We start from the raw sequence: 14,454 nt of genomic DNA, 5'->3' as shown, positions 1-14,454 counted from the left end.
TGATTTTGTGGTTGCCAAGCCGAGCTATCGTGAAGTTTATTGACTCGTCAATCAACAAAAAACGGGGAGACACCATGACGCCCATACGACAGGCCCTGCTGGCCGCCGCCTCGACCCTGGCCATGGCCGGGACTGCCCTCGCCCAGGACCAGTGCCGCGAGGTGACCTTCTCCGACGTGGGCTGGACCGACATCACCGTCACCACCTCCGCCACCCGTCAGGTGCTCGAGGCGCTCGGCTACGAGGTCGAGGTCGACATCCTCGGCGTGCCCGTGACCTACGCCTCGATGGACAAGGGCGACGTGGACGTGTTCCTCGGCACCTGGCTTCCCGCTCAGGAAAGCGCCATCGGCCCCTATCTCGAGAAGGGCAGCATCGAGGAGATCACGACGAACCTCGAAGGCACGAAATACACGCTCGCGGTGCCGACCTATCTCTACGACAAGGGCCTGAAGAGCTACGGCGACATCGCCAAGTTCAAGGACGAGCTGGAAGGCAAGGTCTACGGCATCGAGCCCGGCAACGAGGGCAACGAATATCTCATCAGCCTGACCGAGGCCGGCAAGCCGCTCGAAGGGTTCGAGGTCGTCCAGAGCTCCGAGCAGGGGATGCTGGCGCAGGTCGCCCGCTTCTATCCGCAGGAGAAGGGCGTGGTCTTCCTCGGCTGGGAGCCCCACCCGATGAACGCCACCTTCTCGCTGAAATACCTGCCGGGCGGCGAGGATTTCTTCGGCGAGGACGGCGTGGTCAAGACCGTGGCGCGCAAGGGCTTCAAGGAAGACTGCCCGAACGTGACCAAGATGCTGTCGCAGCAGAAATTCACCCTGCCCATGGAGAACGAGATCATGGGCAAGATCCTCGACGACGGGATGGAGCCCGATGCGGCGGTGATGGAATGGCTGAAGGCCAACCCGGAAACCGTCGATCCCTGGCTCGCCGGCGTGACGACGGTGGACGGCAAGGACGCGCTGCCGGTGGTCAAGGAAGCCCTCGGCCTCTGATCCGTCCGGCGCGCGTCCCGCCCGGGGCGCGCGCCGTCTGATCCCGGCAGACCTCGGCGGCCCGCCACGGGGCCGCCTTCCATGATCCACCACACGGGGTGCGCATGTTGGATTGGCTCACCGATCTCGGCTGGCTGACCGATCACAAATTGCCTGTCGGCCGCTGGTCGAAGATGGGCTTCGACTGGCTCAATGCGAATGGCGGGCCGTTCTTCAATCTGATCAGCCGCATGATGCAGGCGGTGATCGACGCCATGCTGAACGTGCTGGATGCGGCACCGCCGCTTCTGGTGATCGCGATCCTCGCGGCACTCGCCTGGATCCTCCAGCGCAACTGGCGCGTCACGGCGCTGGTGGTGGCAGGCTTCGCCTTCATCCTGAACCAGGGCTACTGGGACGAGACGATGCAGAGCCTGACGCTGATCGTTCTGGCCTGCGTCACCTGCATGGCGATCGGCGTGCCGCTCGGGATCGCCGCCGCCCACCGGCCGCGGCTCTATCAGGCGATGAGCCCCGTGCTCGACCTGATGCAGACCCTGCCGACCTTCGTCTATTTGATCCCGGCCATCGTCTTCTTCGGTCTCGGCATGGTGCCCGGCCTGATCGCCACGGTGATCTTCGTGCTGCCTGCGCCGATCCGGCTTACGCATCTCGGCATCGCCTCGACGCCGATGGCGCTGAAGGAGGCCGCGACCGCCTTCGGGGCGACGCCCCGCCAGCGGCTCTGGAAGGTCGAGCTGCCGTACGCCTTTCCCCAGATCATGACCGGCCTCAACCAGACCATCATGCTCTCGCTCTCGATGGTCGTCATCGCGGCGCTCGTGGGGGCGAACGGGCTCGGCGTGCCGGTGGTGCGGGCGCTCAACACCGTCAATACCGCCCTCGGCTTCGAGTCGGGCTTCATCATCGTCGTCGTGGCGATTGTCCTGGACCGCATGTTGAGGGTGACGCGCAAATGACCGCCGTGGAATTCGACCGGGTCTCCATCGTCTTCGGCGATCATCCCGAACGGGCCCTGCCCCTGATGGACCGCGGGCAGAGCCGCTCCGAGGTGCAGGCCGAGACGGGACAGGTGCTCGGCGTGCACGACTGCTCGCTCACCGTGGCCGAGGGCGAGATCCTCGTGCTCATGGGCCTGTCGGGCTCGGGCAAGTCGACGCTCCTGCGCGGCGTGAACGGGCTCAACCCCGTCGTGCGGGGCGAGGTGCGCGTCTCGGACGGCGACCGGATGGTGTCGGTGACGCACGCCACGCCGGCCGACCTGCGCCGACTGCGCCTCAGCCGGATCGCCATGGTCTTTCAGCAGTTCGGCCTGCTGCCCTGGCGGACCGTGCGCGACAATGTGGGCCTTGGGCTCGAGATGGCGGGCATGTCGCCGAGGGACCGGCGGGCGCTGGTGGACGAGCAGTTGACACTTGTCAACCTCTCGGCCTGGGCCGACCGGAAGGTGGGCGAGCTCTCGGGCGGGATGCAGCAGCGCGTGGGCCTCGCCCGCGCCTTCGTGACCCAGGCGCCGATCCTGCTGATGGACGAGCCCTTCTCGGCGCTCGATCCGCTGATCCGCTCGCGGCTGCAGGACGAGCTTCTGGACCTCCAGCGCAAGCTGAAGCGCACGATCATCTTCGTGAGCCACGACCTCGACGAGGCATTCAAGATCGGCAATCGCATCGCGCTGATGGAGGGCGGACGCATCGTCCAGTGCGGCACCGCGCGCCAGATCATCGCCAATCCGGTGTCGGACTATGTGGCCGATTTCGTGGCCCACATGAACCCGCTGGGCGTGCTGACCGCGCGCGACGTGATGGAGGCGGGGCCCTCCCCCGCCGGCCAGAGCGTCGGGGCAGACTGCACGGTGCGCACGGTGATGGAGATGCTGCGCGACGGCGCCGGAGAACTGGCGGTGACCGAGAGCGGATCGGTGATCGGCACGATCCGCCCCGAGGCGGTGATGGGCCGCCTCATCGACCCGCGCGGCACGGTCTGAGGCCCGAACCGCCCGCCGGACGGTTCCCCGACCGGCAGGCTTCTTCCGTCAGGCGGCGTCGGTATCCGGCGCCGCCTTCTTCTTGGCCGTGGATTTCGCGGCAGCCGGCTTCTTGGCGGCCGTCTTGGTCGTCTTGGCGGCGGCCTTCTTGGGCGCAGCCTTCTTCGGCGCTCCCTCCTCGGCCTTGGCCTTCCGGGCGGGCGCCTTCTTCTTCGGCGCCTTGCCGGCCTTCTCGGCCACCAGCGCCAGAGCTTCCTCAAGGGTGATCGCCTCGGGCTCGATCCCTTTCGGGATCGTGGCATTGACCTTGCCCCACTTGACGTAGGGCCCGTAGCGGCCCGGCATCACGGCAAGGAGGCCGCCGTCGGGATGCTCGCCCAGCTCCTTGATCGGCTGCGCCGGCGCCGAGGCGCCCCGGCGGCCGGCCGCCTTCTGCGCCAGCACCTCGACCGCGCGGTTCATGCCGATGGTGAAGACCTCCTCCACATCCGGCAGGTTCGCATAGGTCGAGCCATGCTTGACGTAAGGCCCATAGCGGCCGATGGCCGCCTCGACCGGCTGGCCGTCCTCGGGGTGGCTGCCCACGAGGCGCGGCAGGTTCAGCAGCATCAGCGCGCGGTCGAGATCGACCGTGTCGGGCGCCCAGCCCTTGGGCAGGCTCGCCCGCGGCGGTTTCGGCACCTCGGCCGTGACCTCGCCCTTCTGGACGTAGGGCCCGAACCGGCCCGAGCGCAGCGAGATCGGCGCGCCGTCCTCGTCATGGCCCAGAAGCTTGCCGTCGGGCGAGATCGCATTCTCCTCGTCGCCCGTGACCGAGATCGGCCGCGTGTAGCGGCAGTCGGGATAGTTGCCGCAGCCGATGAAGGCCCCGCCGCCCCGCGCCGTCTTCAGATGCAGACGCCCCGAGCCGCAGGTCGGGCAGATCCGCGGATCCGACCCGTCGGGCCGCGGCGGATAGAGATGGGGGGCGAGGAACTCGTCGAGCTTGTCGAGCACCTCGCCGATGCGCAGATCGGCCGTCTCGGCCACGGCGGCCGAGAAGTCGCGCCAGAAGCGCGCGAGCACTTCCTTGTAGTTCCGCTCGCCCGCCGAGACGTCGTCGAGTTCGCCCTCGAGATCGGCGGTGAAATCGTATTCCACATATTTGCGGAAGAAGTTCGCGAGGAAGGCCGTGACCAGCCGCCCCTTGTCCTCGGGGATCAGCCGATTCTTGTCCTTGCGGACATATTCCCGGTCCTGGATCGTCGAGACGATGCTGGCATAGGTCGAGGGCCGGCCGATGCCCAGCTCCTCCATCCGCTTGACCAGCGTCGCCTCGGTATAGCGCGGCGGCGGCTGGGTGTGGTGCTGCTCGGGCGTGATGGATTTCTTTTCCACCGCCTCGTTCGCCATGATCTGCGGCAGGCGGCCCTCATCGTCCTCGTCGCCGTCGCTGCGGTCATCGCGCCCCTCCTCGTAGACCTTGAGGAAGCCGTCGAAGAGCACGACCTGACCCGTGGCGCGCAGGCCCACCTGCCCGTCGGGCGAGGCGATCTCGACCGTGGTCCGCTCGAGCCGCGCCGCGGCCATCTGGCTGGCCAGCGTCCGCTTCCAGATCAGCTCGTAGAGCTTGCGCTGGTCGGTGTCGGTCAGCCCCAGCTTCTCGGGCGAGGCCGACATGTCGGTGGGCCGGATGCACTCGTGGGCTTCCTGCGCGTTCTTGGCCTTGTTCTTGTACATGCGCGGGCTGTCGGGCACGTAGTTCGCCCCGAAGCGCCGCTTGATCTCGTCGCGCGCGGCCATCACGGCCTCGGGCGCCATGTCGATGCCGTCGGTCCGCATGTAGGTGATGTGGCCCGCCTCATAGAGCCTTTGCGCCGCCGACATGCACTGTTTCGCGCCCATGCCGAACTTGCGCGACGCCTCCTGCTGGAGGGTCGAGGTCATGAACGGGGCCGAGGGGTTCCGGCTCGCGGGCTTGGCCTCGACCGAGGCCACCTTCAGCGGCCGCGAGGTCACGGCCTGCACGGCGAGTTCCGCCGCCTCGGAGGTGGCCAGGTCGAACTTCTCGAGCTTCTTTCCGCCGAGCACGGTCAGACGGGCCTCGAATTCCTGCCCGCGCGGGGTGGCGAGAACGGCCGAGACGGTCCAGAATTCGCGGGCGCGGAAGGCCTCGATCTCCATCTCGCGCTCGACGATGAGCCGCAGGCACACGGACTGCACCCGGCCCGCCGATTTCGCCCCCGGCAGCTTCCGCCAGAGCACCGGCGAGAGGGTGAAGCCCACCAGATAGTCGAGCGCCCGGCGGGCCAGATAGGCCTCGACCAGCGCGGTATCGACCTCGCGCGGAGCCTTCATCGCCTCGGTCACCGCCGATTTGGTGATCGCGTTGAAGGTCACGCGGCGGACGGTCTTGCCCTTCTTCAGCGAGGAGGCCAGCGCCTCCTGCAGGTGCCACGAGATCGCCTCGCCCTCGCGGTCTGGGTCGGTTGCGAGAATGAGCGTGTCGTCGGTCTTCAGCGCGTCGGCGATGGCGCGGACATGCTTCTTCGAATCCGCCGCGACCTCCCAGGTCATGGCGAATTCATGCTCGGGATCGACCGATCCGTCCTTGGGAGGCAGGTCGCGGACATGGCCATAGGAGGCCAGAACCGTATAGTCGGAGCCCAGGTATTTGTTGATTGTCTTGGCCTTGGCCGGGCTTTCGACGACGACGACAGCCATGGAACCCTCTTCTTGCCCTGCGACCTGCGGATAAGCGCGGCACCATGTGGGGGATCGCGCGCCAATGTCAATGCGCGGCTCGGCGGCGGATCGCCCGCCGGACGGCGGGCCGCACCGTCCCGGCGGAGCGCAAAGGGCCTCGCGGCCGGCGCTGCCGCGGGTGGGGAAACGCTCCCGGCGGGCGCCCGAGCGCCCCCAGCCGCGCCGCTGCGGGACGCCCGCTCCGGGTCCTTGCGCGGCGCGGACCTCACTCCGGGCGCGAGACGAGGCCGCCCGGATCGCGCTGGATCCGCCCCTCGAGCTCCAGCGCCACCAGCTCCTGCGCCACGCGGCCCGCGGGCAGCGACAGATCGCGGATGAGCTGATCCTCGGGCACGGGCACAGGTCCCAGCCGGTCGAGGATCCGGCTGTGGACGGCCGAGATCTCGTAGAGAGGCCGGCGCGGCGGATCGGGCTGCGGCTCGGGCGACCGCGCCGCGGGATGGGCCGTGCCGATCGCCTCGATCACATCGGCGGCATGGCGCACCAGCGTGGCGCCCTCGCGGATGAGCTGGTTGCCGCCCGCCGCGCGCGGATCGAACGGATGGCCCGGCACCGCCAGCACCTCGCGCCCCTGATCGAGCGCCTCGCGCGCCGTGATGAGGCTGCCCGACCGGGCCGCCGCCTCCACCACCACCACCGCGCGCGCCAGCCCCGAGACGATGCGGTTGCGCAGCGGGAAGTGGCGGGCCTGCGGCACGAGGCCCATGGGCTGCTCCGAGATCCGGCAGCCGCGGGCGGCGATCTCGGCGGCGAGGCCCGCATTCTCGGCCGGGTAGATCACATCCACGCCCCCCGCCTGCACCGCGACCGTCCCCTGCCCCAGCGCCGCCGCATGGGCCTCGGCATCGATGCCGCGGGCGAGGCCCGAGACGACGACATAGCCCGCCTCGCCCAGCGCCGCGGCGAGCTTGCGCGCCATGCGCAGCCCGAGGCTCGAGGCGTTGCGCGCCCCCACCAGCGCGACCATGGGCCGCGCCAGAAGGCCCGGATCGCCCTGCAGCCAGAGAAGGGGAGGCGCATCGCCGATCTGGCCGAGGAGAGGCGGATAGCCCGGCTCGTCGAGCCAGAGCATCGCGGCGCCTGCCGCGCGCGCCGCCGCCATCTCCTTCAGCGCGACGGGCAGCGGGCAGACCTCGTAGCCCTCGATCCCGGCCGCCGCCGCCACGCCGGGCAGCGCCGCCAGCGCCCCGGCCGCCGTTCCGTGCTCGGCCATCAGCCGCCGCCAGGTGGCCGGCCCCACCCGCCGCGAGCGGATCAGCCGCAGCCGGTCGAGCCACTCGGCCTCGGCCGGGGAAGAGATGGGTTTCTGCGCCTTGGCCCGCATGGATGCCTTTCGCCGGTGCGGCGGCCGCGCGCGGGCGGCCGGAGAGGAAGTCGCGACCCGGCCGGGAGCCGCAGGATCGACCGGCCTCCGAGCCTGCGGGCGAATGGTTAACGGCTGGTGAACGGCGGCCCGCCGGTTATCCTCTCCGAGGCCGGAGTCGGACGCTGCCCTGTCGCCCGCTGGACAGAAAGCCGCCGCCCTCCGGTCCAGTCAGGAGAGGATCCGCCCCCGGGGGCCTTGAGGGAGCCAGTGATGCTGAATGCCGACGTAAGCCGCCGCCGCACCGAAGCCGTGTCGCGCGGCGTGGGGATGCAGACCCAGATCTATGCCGACCGCGCGGTCAATGCCGAGATCTGGGACATCGAGGGGCGCCGCTACATCGATTTCGCGGCCGGCATCGCGGTGGTGAACACCGGCCACTGCCACCCGAAGGTCATGGCTGCGGTCGCCGAGCAGATGGGCCGCTTCACCCACACCTGCCATCAGGTGCTGCCCTATGAGAATTACATCCGCCTCGCCGAGCGGCTGAATGCCGCGGCGCCGGGCGACTTCCCCAAGAAGACGGTCTTCGTCACCACCGGCGCCGAATCGGTCGAGAATGCGATCAAGATCGCGCGCATCCACACCGGGCGCTCGGCCGTCGTGGCCTTCGGCGGCGGCTTCCACGGCCGCACCTTCATGACCATGTCGCTCACCGGCAAGGTCGAGCCCTACAAGAAGGGCTTCGGCACGATGATGCCCGAGGTCTACCACGTCCCCTTCCCGCAGGCGCTGCACGGCATCTCGACCGAGGGGCCATGGCGGCCCTCGCCCGGCTCTTCAAGGCCGACCTCGACCCGGGCCGCGTGGCCGCGATCATCTTCGAGCCGGTGCAGGGCGAGGGCGGCTTCTATCCCGCGCCGCCGGATCTGGTGCGGGCGATCCGGCAGCTCTGCGATGCGCACGGGATCGTCATGATCGCCGACGAGGTGCAGACGGGCTTCGCGCGCACCGGCACGCTCTTTGCCATGCACGGCTATGACGTGGCGCCCGACCTCGTCACCATGGCCAAGGGGCTGGGCGGGGGCCTGCCCATCGCCGCGGTGACGGGGCGGGCCGAGATCATGGACGCGGCCCATCCGGGCGGCCTCGGCGGCACCTACGGCGGCAACCCGCTGGGCATCGCCGCGGCCCATGCGGTGCTCGACGTGATCGAGGAGGAGAACCTCTGCGCCCGCGCGACCGAACTCGGCAGCCGGCTGAAGCAGAAGCTGGCCGAGATCCGGGCCACGGCGCCCGAGATCGCCGACATCCGCGGCCCGGGCTTCATGGTGGGCGCGGAATTTGCCGATCCCGGCTCGAAGGCGCCCGACGCGGGCTTCACCAACCGGGTGCGCGAGGAGGCGCTGAAGCGCGGGCTGATCCTGCTCACCTGCGGCGTCCATGGCAACGTGATCCGCTTCCTCGCGCCGATCACCATCCCCGAGCCGCATTTCGCCGAGGCGCTGGAGATCCTCGAAGCCTCGGTCGCAGCGGCCCGGCAGGGCTGACCCTGCGCAGGGGGCCGCCCCGCCCGGAAGGGCCGATCCGGCGCAGGCGGCCCACCCCGTCCCAACAGGGCTGCTCCTGCACGAGGGGCACACGCCGCCCCGTCAGGCGGTTAGGGGGGCCCACCCCGCTTCGGCAGCGTCCCCGCCCCGCCCCGGCAGGACCGTTCCTGCGCAGGGTGCCACCCCCCGTCTCGGCAGGGCTGATCGTGCGCACGGAGCCTCGACCTTGCAACGCTCGCGAGAGCAAGGCGCGGATCCCCTGTCCGCTTGACAGGCGGGGCGGCGGCGGCTAAGAGGCGCGGATGCAGCTCGCTTCGCCCACCGAGACCGGCCTCCGCCTCGACCGCGCCGCCTACGGCGTGGGAGGGCGCGCGATCCTTCAGGACATCTCGCTCCATCTGACCGAGCAGCGGATCGCCATTCTGGGCCCCAACGGGTCGGGCAAGACCACGCTCCTGCGGCTGATGGCGGGGCTGATCGCGCCCACGACGGGACGGGTGACGGTGGACGGGATCGAGCCCGCGACGAACCGGCGCGCCATGCTGGGCGCCATCGGCATCCTGTTCCAGAATCCCGAACATCAGATCATCTTTCCCACGGTGGAGGAGGAGCTGGCCTTCGGGCTGAAGCAGATGGGCCGCGGCGCCGACGAGGCGCGCGCGGCGGCCCGGGCCACGCTCGCGGCGCATGGCCGCGGCCATTGGGCGGCGGCGCCGGTCGCCACCCTCTCGCAGGGTCAGAAGCAGTTCCTGTGCCTTCTTGCTGTCCTCGCGATGGCGCCCGGGACGATCCTGCTCGACGAACCCTTCTCGGGGCTCGACCTGCCCACGCAGATCCGCCTCGCCCGGCGCCTTGCGGCGCTGCCGCAGCGGCTGGTGACGATCACCCACGATCCGGCGGTGGTGACAGGCTACAACCGCGCCATCTGGCTCGAGGGCGGGCGGGTGCGGGCGGACGGGCCGGCTGCGGATGTGGTCGAGGCCTACCGCGCCGAGATGAACCGACTGGGGAGCCTCGATGCTGACGCTGACCTCGCCGGTTGAGACGCCGCTGCACCGCCTGCCCGCGGGCGCCAAGCTCACGGCGCTGGCGGCGGTGGCGCTCGTGCCGCTCGACAGCCTGCCCCTTCTCGCGCCGGCAGCCCTCGCCACCGCGCTCCTTTACGGCGCTCAGGGACGGGCCTTCGCCCGCCACGGGCTCGCCCTTCTGCGGCCGCTCTGGCCGTTCCTTCTGATCCTCGCGCTCTGGCACGGCTGGACGGGCGAGTTCGCCCGCGGCGGCGCGGTCGCGCTCAAGCTTCTGATCGCGGTGGCGCTGGCCAATCTGGTGACCATGACCACCCGGCTCGACGATATGATCGCGGTGCTCGAACGGGTGGCGCGGCCGCTGCAACGGGTGGGCCTTGCGCCGCAGGTGCTGGCCATCTCCATCGCGCTTGTCATCCGCTTCACGCCGGTGCTACTTGCGCGGGCAGAGCGGCTGGCCGAGGCCTGGCGCGCGCGGAGCCCCCGCCGTCCCTCGTGGCGGATCGTGGCGCCGCTGGCGCTGGGAGCCCTCGACGATGCCGAACAGGTGGCCGAGGCCCTCCGCGCCCGGGGCGGCCTCTAGGGGAGAGAGACCGATGGAACGCAACGTGACCCTGATCGCGCTCTTCGCCGCGCTGATCGCCGTACTGGGGCTGGTGCCGCAGATCACCCTGATGTCGGGCGTGCCGGTCACCGCGCAGTCGCTGGGCGTGATGCTCTGCGGCGCGGTGCTGGGCGCCCGGCGCGGTGCGCTGGCGGTGCTGCTGTTCCTCGTCCTCGTTTTCCTCGGCCTGCCGCTTCTGTCGGGCGGGCGCGGCGGCCTCGGCGTGCTCGCGGGCCCCACGGTGGGCTTCGTGGTGGGCTTCCCCGTCGCGGCTTTCGTGACCGGCCTCGTGGTCGAGAAGTGGCGGGCGGTCCCGGTGACGCTCGCGGCCTTCGTCGGCGCGCTTCTGGGCGGGGTGGTGGCGCTCTATGCCTTCGGCCTCGTCGGCATGGCCTTCGTGCTGGGCAAGACGCTGCCCGAGGCGGCGCTTCTCCTCACGCCCTTCATCGCGGGCGACGTGCTGAAGGCCGCAATCGCGGGCCTCGTCACGCGCGGCCTCTCGCGCGTGCGGCCGGGCGTCCTGCTCTCGCGCTCCTGACGACAACGCCCGGAGGCGGGGCCTCCGGGCGGTTCTTGCGGTGTCTCGGGTGTCTCGCCGGGGCATCGAGGCCTGGCCATCCCCTCGGCGCGGATCTTCCCTTTCAGGGGCCGCCTTCCGGGATCGGGCGCGCGGCCTCGGCGCCGCGCTCTCAGGCCACGTTCTGCAGCGCCACCTCGGGCAGGATGCCCAGCGCATGGCAGACTTCGCGCGTCAGCGTCGGGCGGTTCAGCGTGTAGAAATGCAGATCCTCCACCCCTTCCGACAGGAGCCTGTCGCAGAGCTCGGTGCAGAGCGCGACCGAGAACAGCTCCTCGCGACCGTCGCGCCTGGCGTGGTCGAAGGCGTCGTCGAGCCAGCCCGGCACCTGCGCTCCGCAGCGGGCGGCGAACTTCTTCACGCCCGACCAGTTCTCGATCGGCAGGATGCCCGGGATGATTGGCGCGGTGATGCCTTCCTTGGCGCAGAGGTCGCGGAAGCGCAGGAAGGTCTCGGCCTCGAAGAAGAACTGGGTGATGGCCGAGGTGGCGCCCGCCTCGATCTTGCGCTTGAGCCAGCGCACGTCGGCCAGCGTATCGGCCGCATCCGGATGCGGCTCGGGATAGGCGCCGACGCGCAGCTTGAAGCGGCCGGTGGCGGCCAGCGCCTCGACGAGCTCGACAGAGCTCGCGAACCCTTCGGGATGGGGCGTGAAGCGGTCGACGCCCTTCGGCGCATCGCCGCGCAGCGCCACGATCTCGGTCACCCCGGCCTCGGCATAGGAGGCCGCGATCTCCAGCGTCTCGGCCTTCGTGGCATCGACGCAGGTCAGGTGCGCCGCGACATTCAGCTTGTAGTGGGTGTGGATCGTCTCCACCGCGTCGTGGGTCAGCTTGCGCGTGGTGCCGCCCGCGCCGTAGGTCACCGACACGAAATCGGGCTTCAGCGGCGCCAGCATCTGCGCGGTTTCCCACAGCCGGAACGACGCTTCGAGCGTCTGCGGCGGGAAGAACTCGAACGAGATGCGCGGTCTGGCCATGGGACTGTCTCCTGTTCCTTGCGTCTCTTGTGGCAGCTTCTGCCATGTGAGACAAATTCATAATGCTCAAGATCAATATGAGGCGATTTGTAACATGCACCTCGAGCTCCGCCATCTGCGCACCATCCGCGCGATCCATCAGGCGGGGGGTCTGGCGCGCGCGGCCGACGTGCTCCACATGACCCAGTCGGCCCTTTCGCATCAGGTAAAGGGGCTGGAAGATCAGGCCGGGATAGAGCTTTTCGTAAGGCGCTCCAAACCCTTGAAGCTTTCGGCCGCCGGTATCCGCCTGCTGCGGCTGGCCGAGCGCATCCTGCCCGAGATCGACGCGCTCGAAGACGAGTTCCGTGCGCTGCGCTCGGGACGCACCGGGCGGCTGCATATCGCCATTGAATGCCACGCATGTTTCGAATGGCTGTTCCCCGTGCTCGAGCTCTTCCGCCACGCCTGGCCCGAGATCGACGTGGACATCCGCGCGGGCCTCGCCTTCGAGGCGCTGCCCGCCCTGATGCGCGAGGAGGTGGATCTGGTGATCTCCTCCGATCCGGTCACGGTCGAGGGCATGGTCTTCAATCCGCTCTTCGACTACCACCCGACCTTCGTCGCCGCCGCCTCGAACCCATTGGCGGCGCGGGAGTTCATCTCGGCCGAGGACTTCCGCGACCAGATGCTCATCACCTATCCGGTGTCGCGCGACCGGCTCGACGTCTTCACCGAGGTGCTGACCCCGGCCAAGGTCGAGCCGCGCGGCACGCGGCAGGTCGAGCTCACGGCGGTGATCCTGATGCTGGTGGCCTCGAATCGCGGCGTCTCGGTGCTGCCCGACTGGGTACTGCGCGACGTGCGCAGCCATGCCGACTATGTGACCCGGCCGCTCGGGCCGAAGACGGTGACGAAGCGCCTCTATGCCGCGACGCGCACGGAGGATGCGACAAAGCCCTTCATGGCCCATTTCCTGCGCCTCGGACGCAGCGAGCCCGTGAAGCTTCAGCGGGCCTGACGGGAACAATGGGCCGCCTCCCGCGTCGGGACGGCACGGCGGAGCCCCCTCTCCGAACGGAATCGGATTGCCCGAAAGGACGCAAAACGATACCTCCGCCGCGCAAAGCTTAGATGACAGGCCAGGAATGACCCTCCCACCGACCCGACCTGCCGAGACTGCGGGAACGCCCGAGACGGGCGCCCCGATCAACCAGTGGAAGACGCTCGACAAGGATCTCAAGCGGATCGTCCAGCTCGAACAGGCCGGCCAGTTCGTCGGCCGCCCGCTCCTCTCCCTCGGGATCGCGCTGGTCTTCATCGTGCTGGCCGGCGTCGCCGCCTCGGTCATCGTCGGCGGCACGCCCAATGCGCTCGTCATCGTCGCGGCGGCGGCCTTCGGCGCCTACATGGCGCTGAACATCGGCGCCAACGACGTGGCCAACAACATGGGGCCCGCGGTCGGTGCCAATGCGCTGACCATGACCGGGGCCCTCGCCATCGCGGCGGTCTTCGAGACGGCGGGGGCGCTCATCGCGGGCGGCGACGTCGTCAGCACCATCTCGGGCGGGATCGTGGACCCGGCCTCGGTCGCCGAGGCCGGGATTTTCGTCTGGGCCATGATGGCCGCGCTGATCGCCGCCGCCGTCTGGCTGAACGTGGCCACCGCCATCGGCGCGCCGGTCTCGACCACCCATTCCATCGTGGGCGGCGTGATGGGTGCGGGCATGGTGGCCGCGGGCCTCGGCGCGGTGAACTGGCCGGTGATGGGCCAGATCGCCGCCAGCTGGGTGATCTCGCCGGTGCTGGGCGGCGTCTTCGCGGCGCTCTTCCTCGCCTTCATCAAGCACCGGCTGATCGATGCCGAGGACAAGATCGCGGCGGCCCGCTTCTGGGTGCCGCTCCTGATCGGGGTCATGGCCGCGGCCTTCTCGGCCTATCTGGTGCTGAAGGGCCTGCGCAAGCTGATGGAGGTGGATCTTCCGGCGGCGCTGCTGATCGGGCTCGTCTTCGGCGTGCTGACGGTCTTTCTCACCCGCCCGCTGGTGCGCCGCCAGTCCGAGGGCCTCGAGAACCGCAAGAAGTCGCTGAAGAAGCTGTTCGGCCTGCCGCTCGTCGTCTCGGCCGCGCTCCTCTCCTTCGCCCATGGCGCCAACGACGTGGCCAATGCGGTGGGCCCGCTCGCAGCCATCGTCCATGCGGTCTCGGACGGAGACACGGCCGCCAAGGTCTCGATCCCGCTCTGGGTCATGATCATCGGGGCGGGCGGGATCTCGTTCGGGCTCGTGCTGTTCGGGCCGAAGCTGATCCGCATGGTCGGATCCGAGATCACCAAGCTCAATCCGATGCGGGCCTACTGCGTGGCGCTGTCGGCGGCGATCACCGTCATCGTGGCCTCGGGGCTGGGGCTGCCGGTCTCGTCGACCCACATCGCCGTGGGCGGCATCTTCGGCGTGGGCTTCTACCGCGAGTGGCAGGCCGAGCGCCGCAGCCGCGCCCTGGGCCTCATCAAGGGCAAGCCCCTGCCGCCCGAAGAGCGCAAGCGCCGCAAGCTGGTGCGCCGGGCGCATTTCCTGACCATCGGCGCCGCCTGGGTGGTGACGGTGCCCGCCACCGCCGCCCTGTCGGCCGCGATCTTCCTCGGGCTGCGCACCCTCGGCAACTGACCGGGGGCGGCGGCCGCCTGCCGGAGGGCGGCCCCGGCTTG

General features: G+C 69.9%; 11 protein-coding genes and 1 pseudogene. 9 read left to right on the top strand and 3 right to left on the bottom strand.

Annotation, left to right across the window (positions count from 1 at the left end):
* The first annotated feature begins 74 nt into the window (after positions 1-74).
* The 3 genes from choX to choV all read left to right on the top strand — a co-directional run bounded on the left by choX (position 75) and on the right by choV (position 2,985).
* Positions 75-1,001 carry a choline ABC transporter substrate-binding protein gene (gene choX / locus RSP_RS03910; protein WP_011337291.1) on the top strand — a complete coding sequence of 309 codons (927 nt, stop codon included), beginning with the start codon at positions 75-77 and terminating at the stop codon, positions 999-1,001.
* Between the two features lie 104 nt (positions 1,002-1,105).
* Complete coding sequence (choW, locus tag RSP_RS03905) at positions 1,106-1,960, top strand: choline ABC transporter permease subunit (protein ID WP_011337290.1); 855 nt, start codon at positions 1,106-1,108, stop codon at positions 1,958-1,960.
* On the top strand, positions 1,957-2,985 hold the full coding sequence (gene choV, locus RSP_RS03900; RefSeq protein WP_011337289.1) for a choline ABC transporter ATP-binding protein: 1,029 nt from the start codon (positions 1,957-1,959) through the stop codon (positions 2,983-2,985). The genes choW and choV overlap by 4 nt, the downstream gene beginning before the upstream one ends.
* A gap of 48 nt (positions 2,986-3,033) precedes the next feature.
* On the opposite strand, the gene topA is transcribed toward choV, so the two are convergent.
* Both topA and dprA read right to left on the bottom strand, forming a co-directional pair.
* Entirely contained in the window at positions 3,034-5,688 is a 2,655-nt protein-coding gene (gene topA, locus RSP_RS03895; RefSeq protein WP_002719330.1) for a type I DNA topoisomerase, read from the bottom strand.
* A gap of 247 nt (positions 5,689-5,935) precedes the next feature.
* Positions 5,936-7,054, bottom strand: a complete 1,119-nt coding sequence (gene dprA, locus RSP_RS03890; protein WP_011337288.1) for a DNA-processing protein DprA — start codon at positions 7,052-7,054, stop codon at positions 5,936-5,938.
* 252 nt (positions 7,055-7,306) lie between these two features.
* On the opposite strand from dprA, the pseudogene RSP_RS03885 reads away from it, so the two are divergent.
* The 4 genes and pseudogenes from RSP_RS03885 to RSP_RS03870 all read left to right on the top strand — a co-directional run bounded on the left by RSP_RS03885 (position 7,307) and on the right by RSP_RS03870 (position 10,750).
* Positions 7,307-8,583, top strand: a pseudogene (locus RSP_RS03885) (4-aminobutyrate--2-oxoglutarate transaminase).
* 302 nt (positions 8,584-8,885) lie between these two features.
* A complete protein-coding gene (locus RSP_RS03880; protein ID WP_011337285.1) occupies positions 8,886-9,626 on the top strand; it encodes an energy-coupling factor ABC transporter ATP-binding protein in 741 nt (246 codons plus the stop codon).
* Positions 9,601-10,191 carry an energy-coupling factor transporter transmembrane component T family protein gene (locus RSP_RS03875; RefSeq protein WP_011337284.1) on the top strand — a complete coding sequence of 197 codons (591 nt, stop codon included), beginning with the start codon at positions 9,601-9,603 and terminating at the stop codon, positions 10,189-10,191. Before RSP_RS03880 ends, RSP_RS03875 begins: the two co-directional genes overlap by 26 nt.
* A 13-nt stretch (positions 10,192-10,204) precedes the next feature.
* Positions 10,205-10,750: a biotin transporter BioY gene (locus tag RSP_RS03870; protein WP_011337283.1), complete on the top strand. Its 546-nt coding sequence runs from the start codon at positions 10,205-10,207 to the stop codon at positions 10,748-10,750.
* A 151-nt stretch (positions 10,751-10,901) separates the two neighbouring features.
* Here the strand turns inward: RSP_RS03870 and metF are convergent, their stop codons facing one another.
* Positions 10,902-11,768, bottom strand: a complete 867-nt coding sequence (gene metF, locus RSP_RS03865) for a methylenetetrahydrofolate reductase [NAD(P)H] (protein WP_002719324.1) — start codon at positions 11,766-11,768, stop codon at positions 10,902-10,904.
* Positions 11,769-11,862: 94 nt separating this feature from the next.
* On the opposite strand from metF, the gene RSP_RS03860 reads away from it, so the two are divergent.
* Together RSP_RS03860 and RSP_RS03855 are read left to right on the top strand one after the other, a co-directional pair.
* On the top strand, positions 11,863-12,768 hold the full coding sequence (locus tag RSP_RS03860) for a LysR family transcriptional regulator (protein ID WP_002719323.1): 906 nt from the start codon (positions 11,863-11,865) through the stop codon (positions 12,766-12,768).
* A 127-nt stretch (positions 12,769-12,895) separates the two neighbouring features.
* Positions 12,896-14,413 carry an inorganic phosphate transporter gene (locus tag RSP_RS03855; RefSeq protein ID WP_011337282.1) on the top strand — a complete coding sequence of 506 codons (1,518 nt, stop codon included), beginning with the start codon at positions 12,896-12,898 and terminating at the stop codon, positions 14,411-14,413.
* Positions 14,414-14,454: the final 41 nt, after the last annotated feature.

This window comes from Cereibacter sphaeroides 2.4.1 (genome assembly GCF_000012905.2).
Classification (GTDB): Bacteria; Pseudomonadota; Alphaproteobacteria; order Rhodobacterales; family Rhodobacteraceae; genus Cereibacter_A; species Cereibacter_A sphaeroides.
This window is presented reverse-complemented; position numbering and strand designations above follow the sequence as displayed.

What these genes read in the sequence shown, in the direction of transcription:
- choX (WP_011337291.1), top strand. Translation starts at nt 75, where the DNA reads ATGACGCCCATACGACAGGCCCTGCTGGCCGCCGCCTCGACCCTGGCC.
- choW (WP_011337290.1), top strand. Translation starts at nt 1,106, where the DNA reads ATGTTGGATTGGCTCACCGATCTCGGCTGGCTGACCGATCACAAATTG.
- choV (WP_011337289.1), top strand. Translation starts at nt 1,957, where the DNA reads ATGACCGCCGTGGAATTCGACCGGGTCTCCATCGTCTTCGGCGATCAT.
- topA (WP_002719330.1), bottom strand. Translation starts at nt 5,688, where the DNA reads ATGGCTGTCGTCGTCGTCGAAAGCCCGGCCAAGGCCAAGACAATCAAC.
- dprA (WP_011337288.1), bottom strand. Translation starts at nt 7,054, where the DNA reads ATGCGGGCCAAGGCGCAGAAACCCATCTCTTCCCCGGCCGAGGCCGAG.
- RSP_RS03880 (WP_011337285.1), top strand. Translation starts at nt 8,886, where the DNA reads ATGCAGCTCGCTTCGCCCACCGAGACCGGCCTCCGCCTCGACCGCGCC.
- RSP_RS03875 (WP_011337284.1), top strand. Translation starts at nt 9,601, where the DNA reads ATGCTGACGCTGACCTCGCCGGTTGAGACGCCGCTGCACCGCCTGCCC.
- RSP_RS03870 (WP_011337283.1), top strand. Translation starts at nt 10,205, where the DNA reads ATGGAACGCAACGTGACCCTGATCGCGCTCTTCGCCGCGCTGATCGCC.
- metF (WP_002719324.1), bottom strand. Translation starts at nt 11,768, where the DNA reads ATGGCCAGACCGCGCATCTCGTTCGAGTTCTTCCCGCCGCAGACGCTC.
- RSP_RS03860 (WP_002719323.1), top strand. Translation starts at nt 11,863, where the DNA reads ATGCACCTCGAGCTCCGCCATCTGCGCACCATCCGCGCGATCCATCAG.
- RSP_RS03855 (WP_011337282.1), top strand. Translation starts at nt 12,896, where the DNA reads ATGACCCTCCCACCGACCCGACCTGCCGAGACTGCGGGAACGCCCGAG.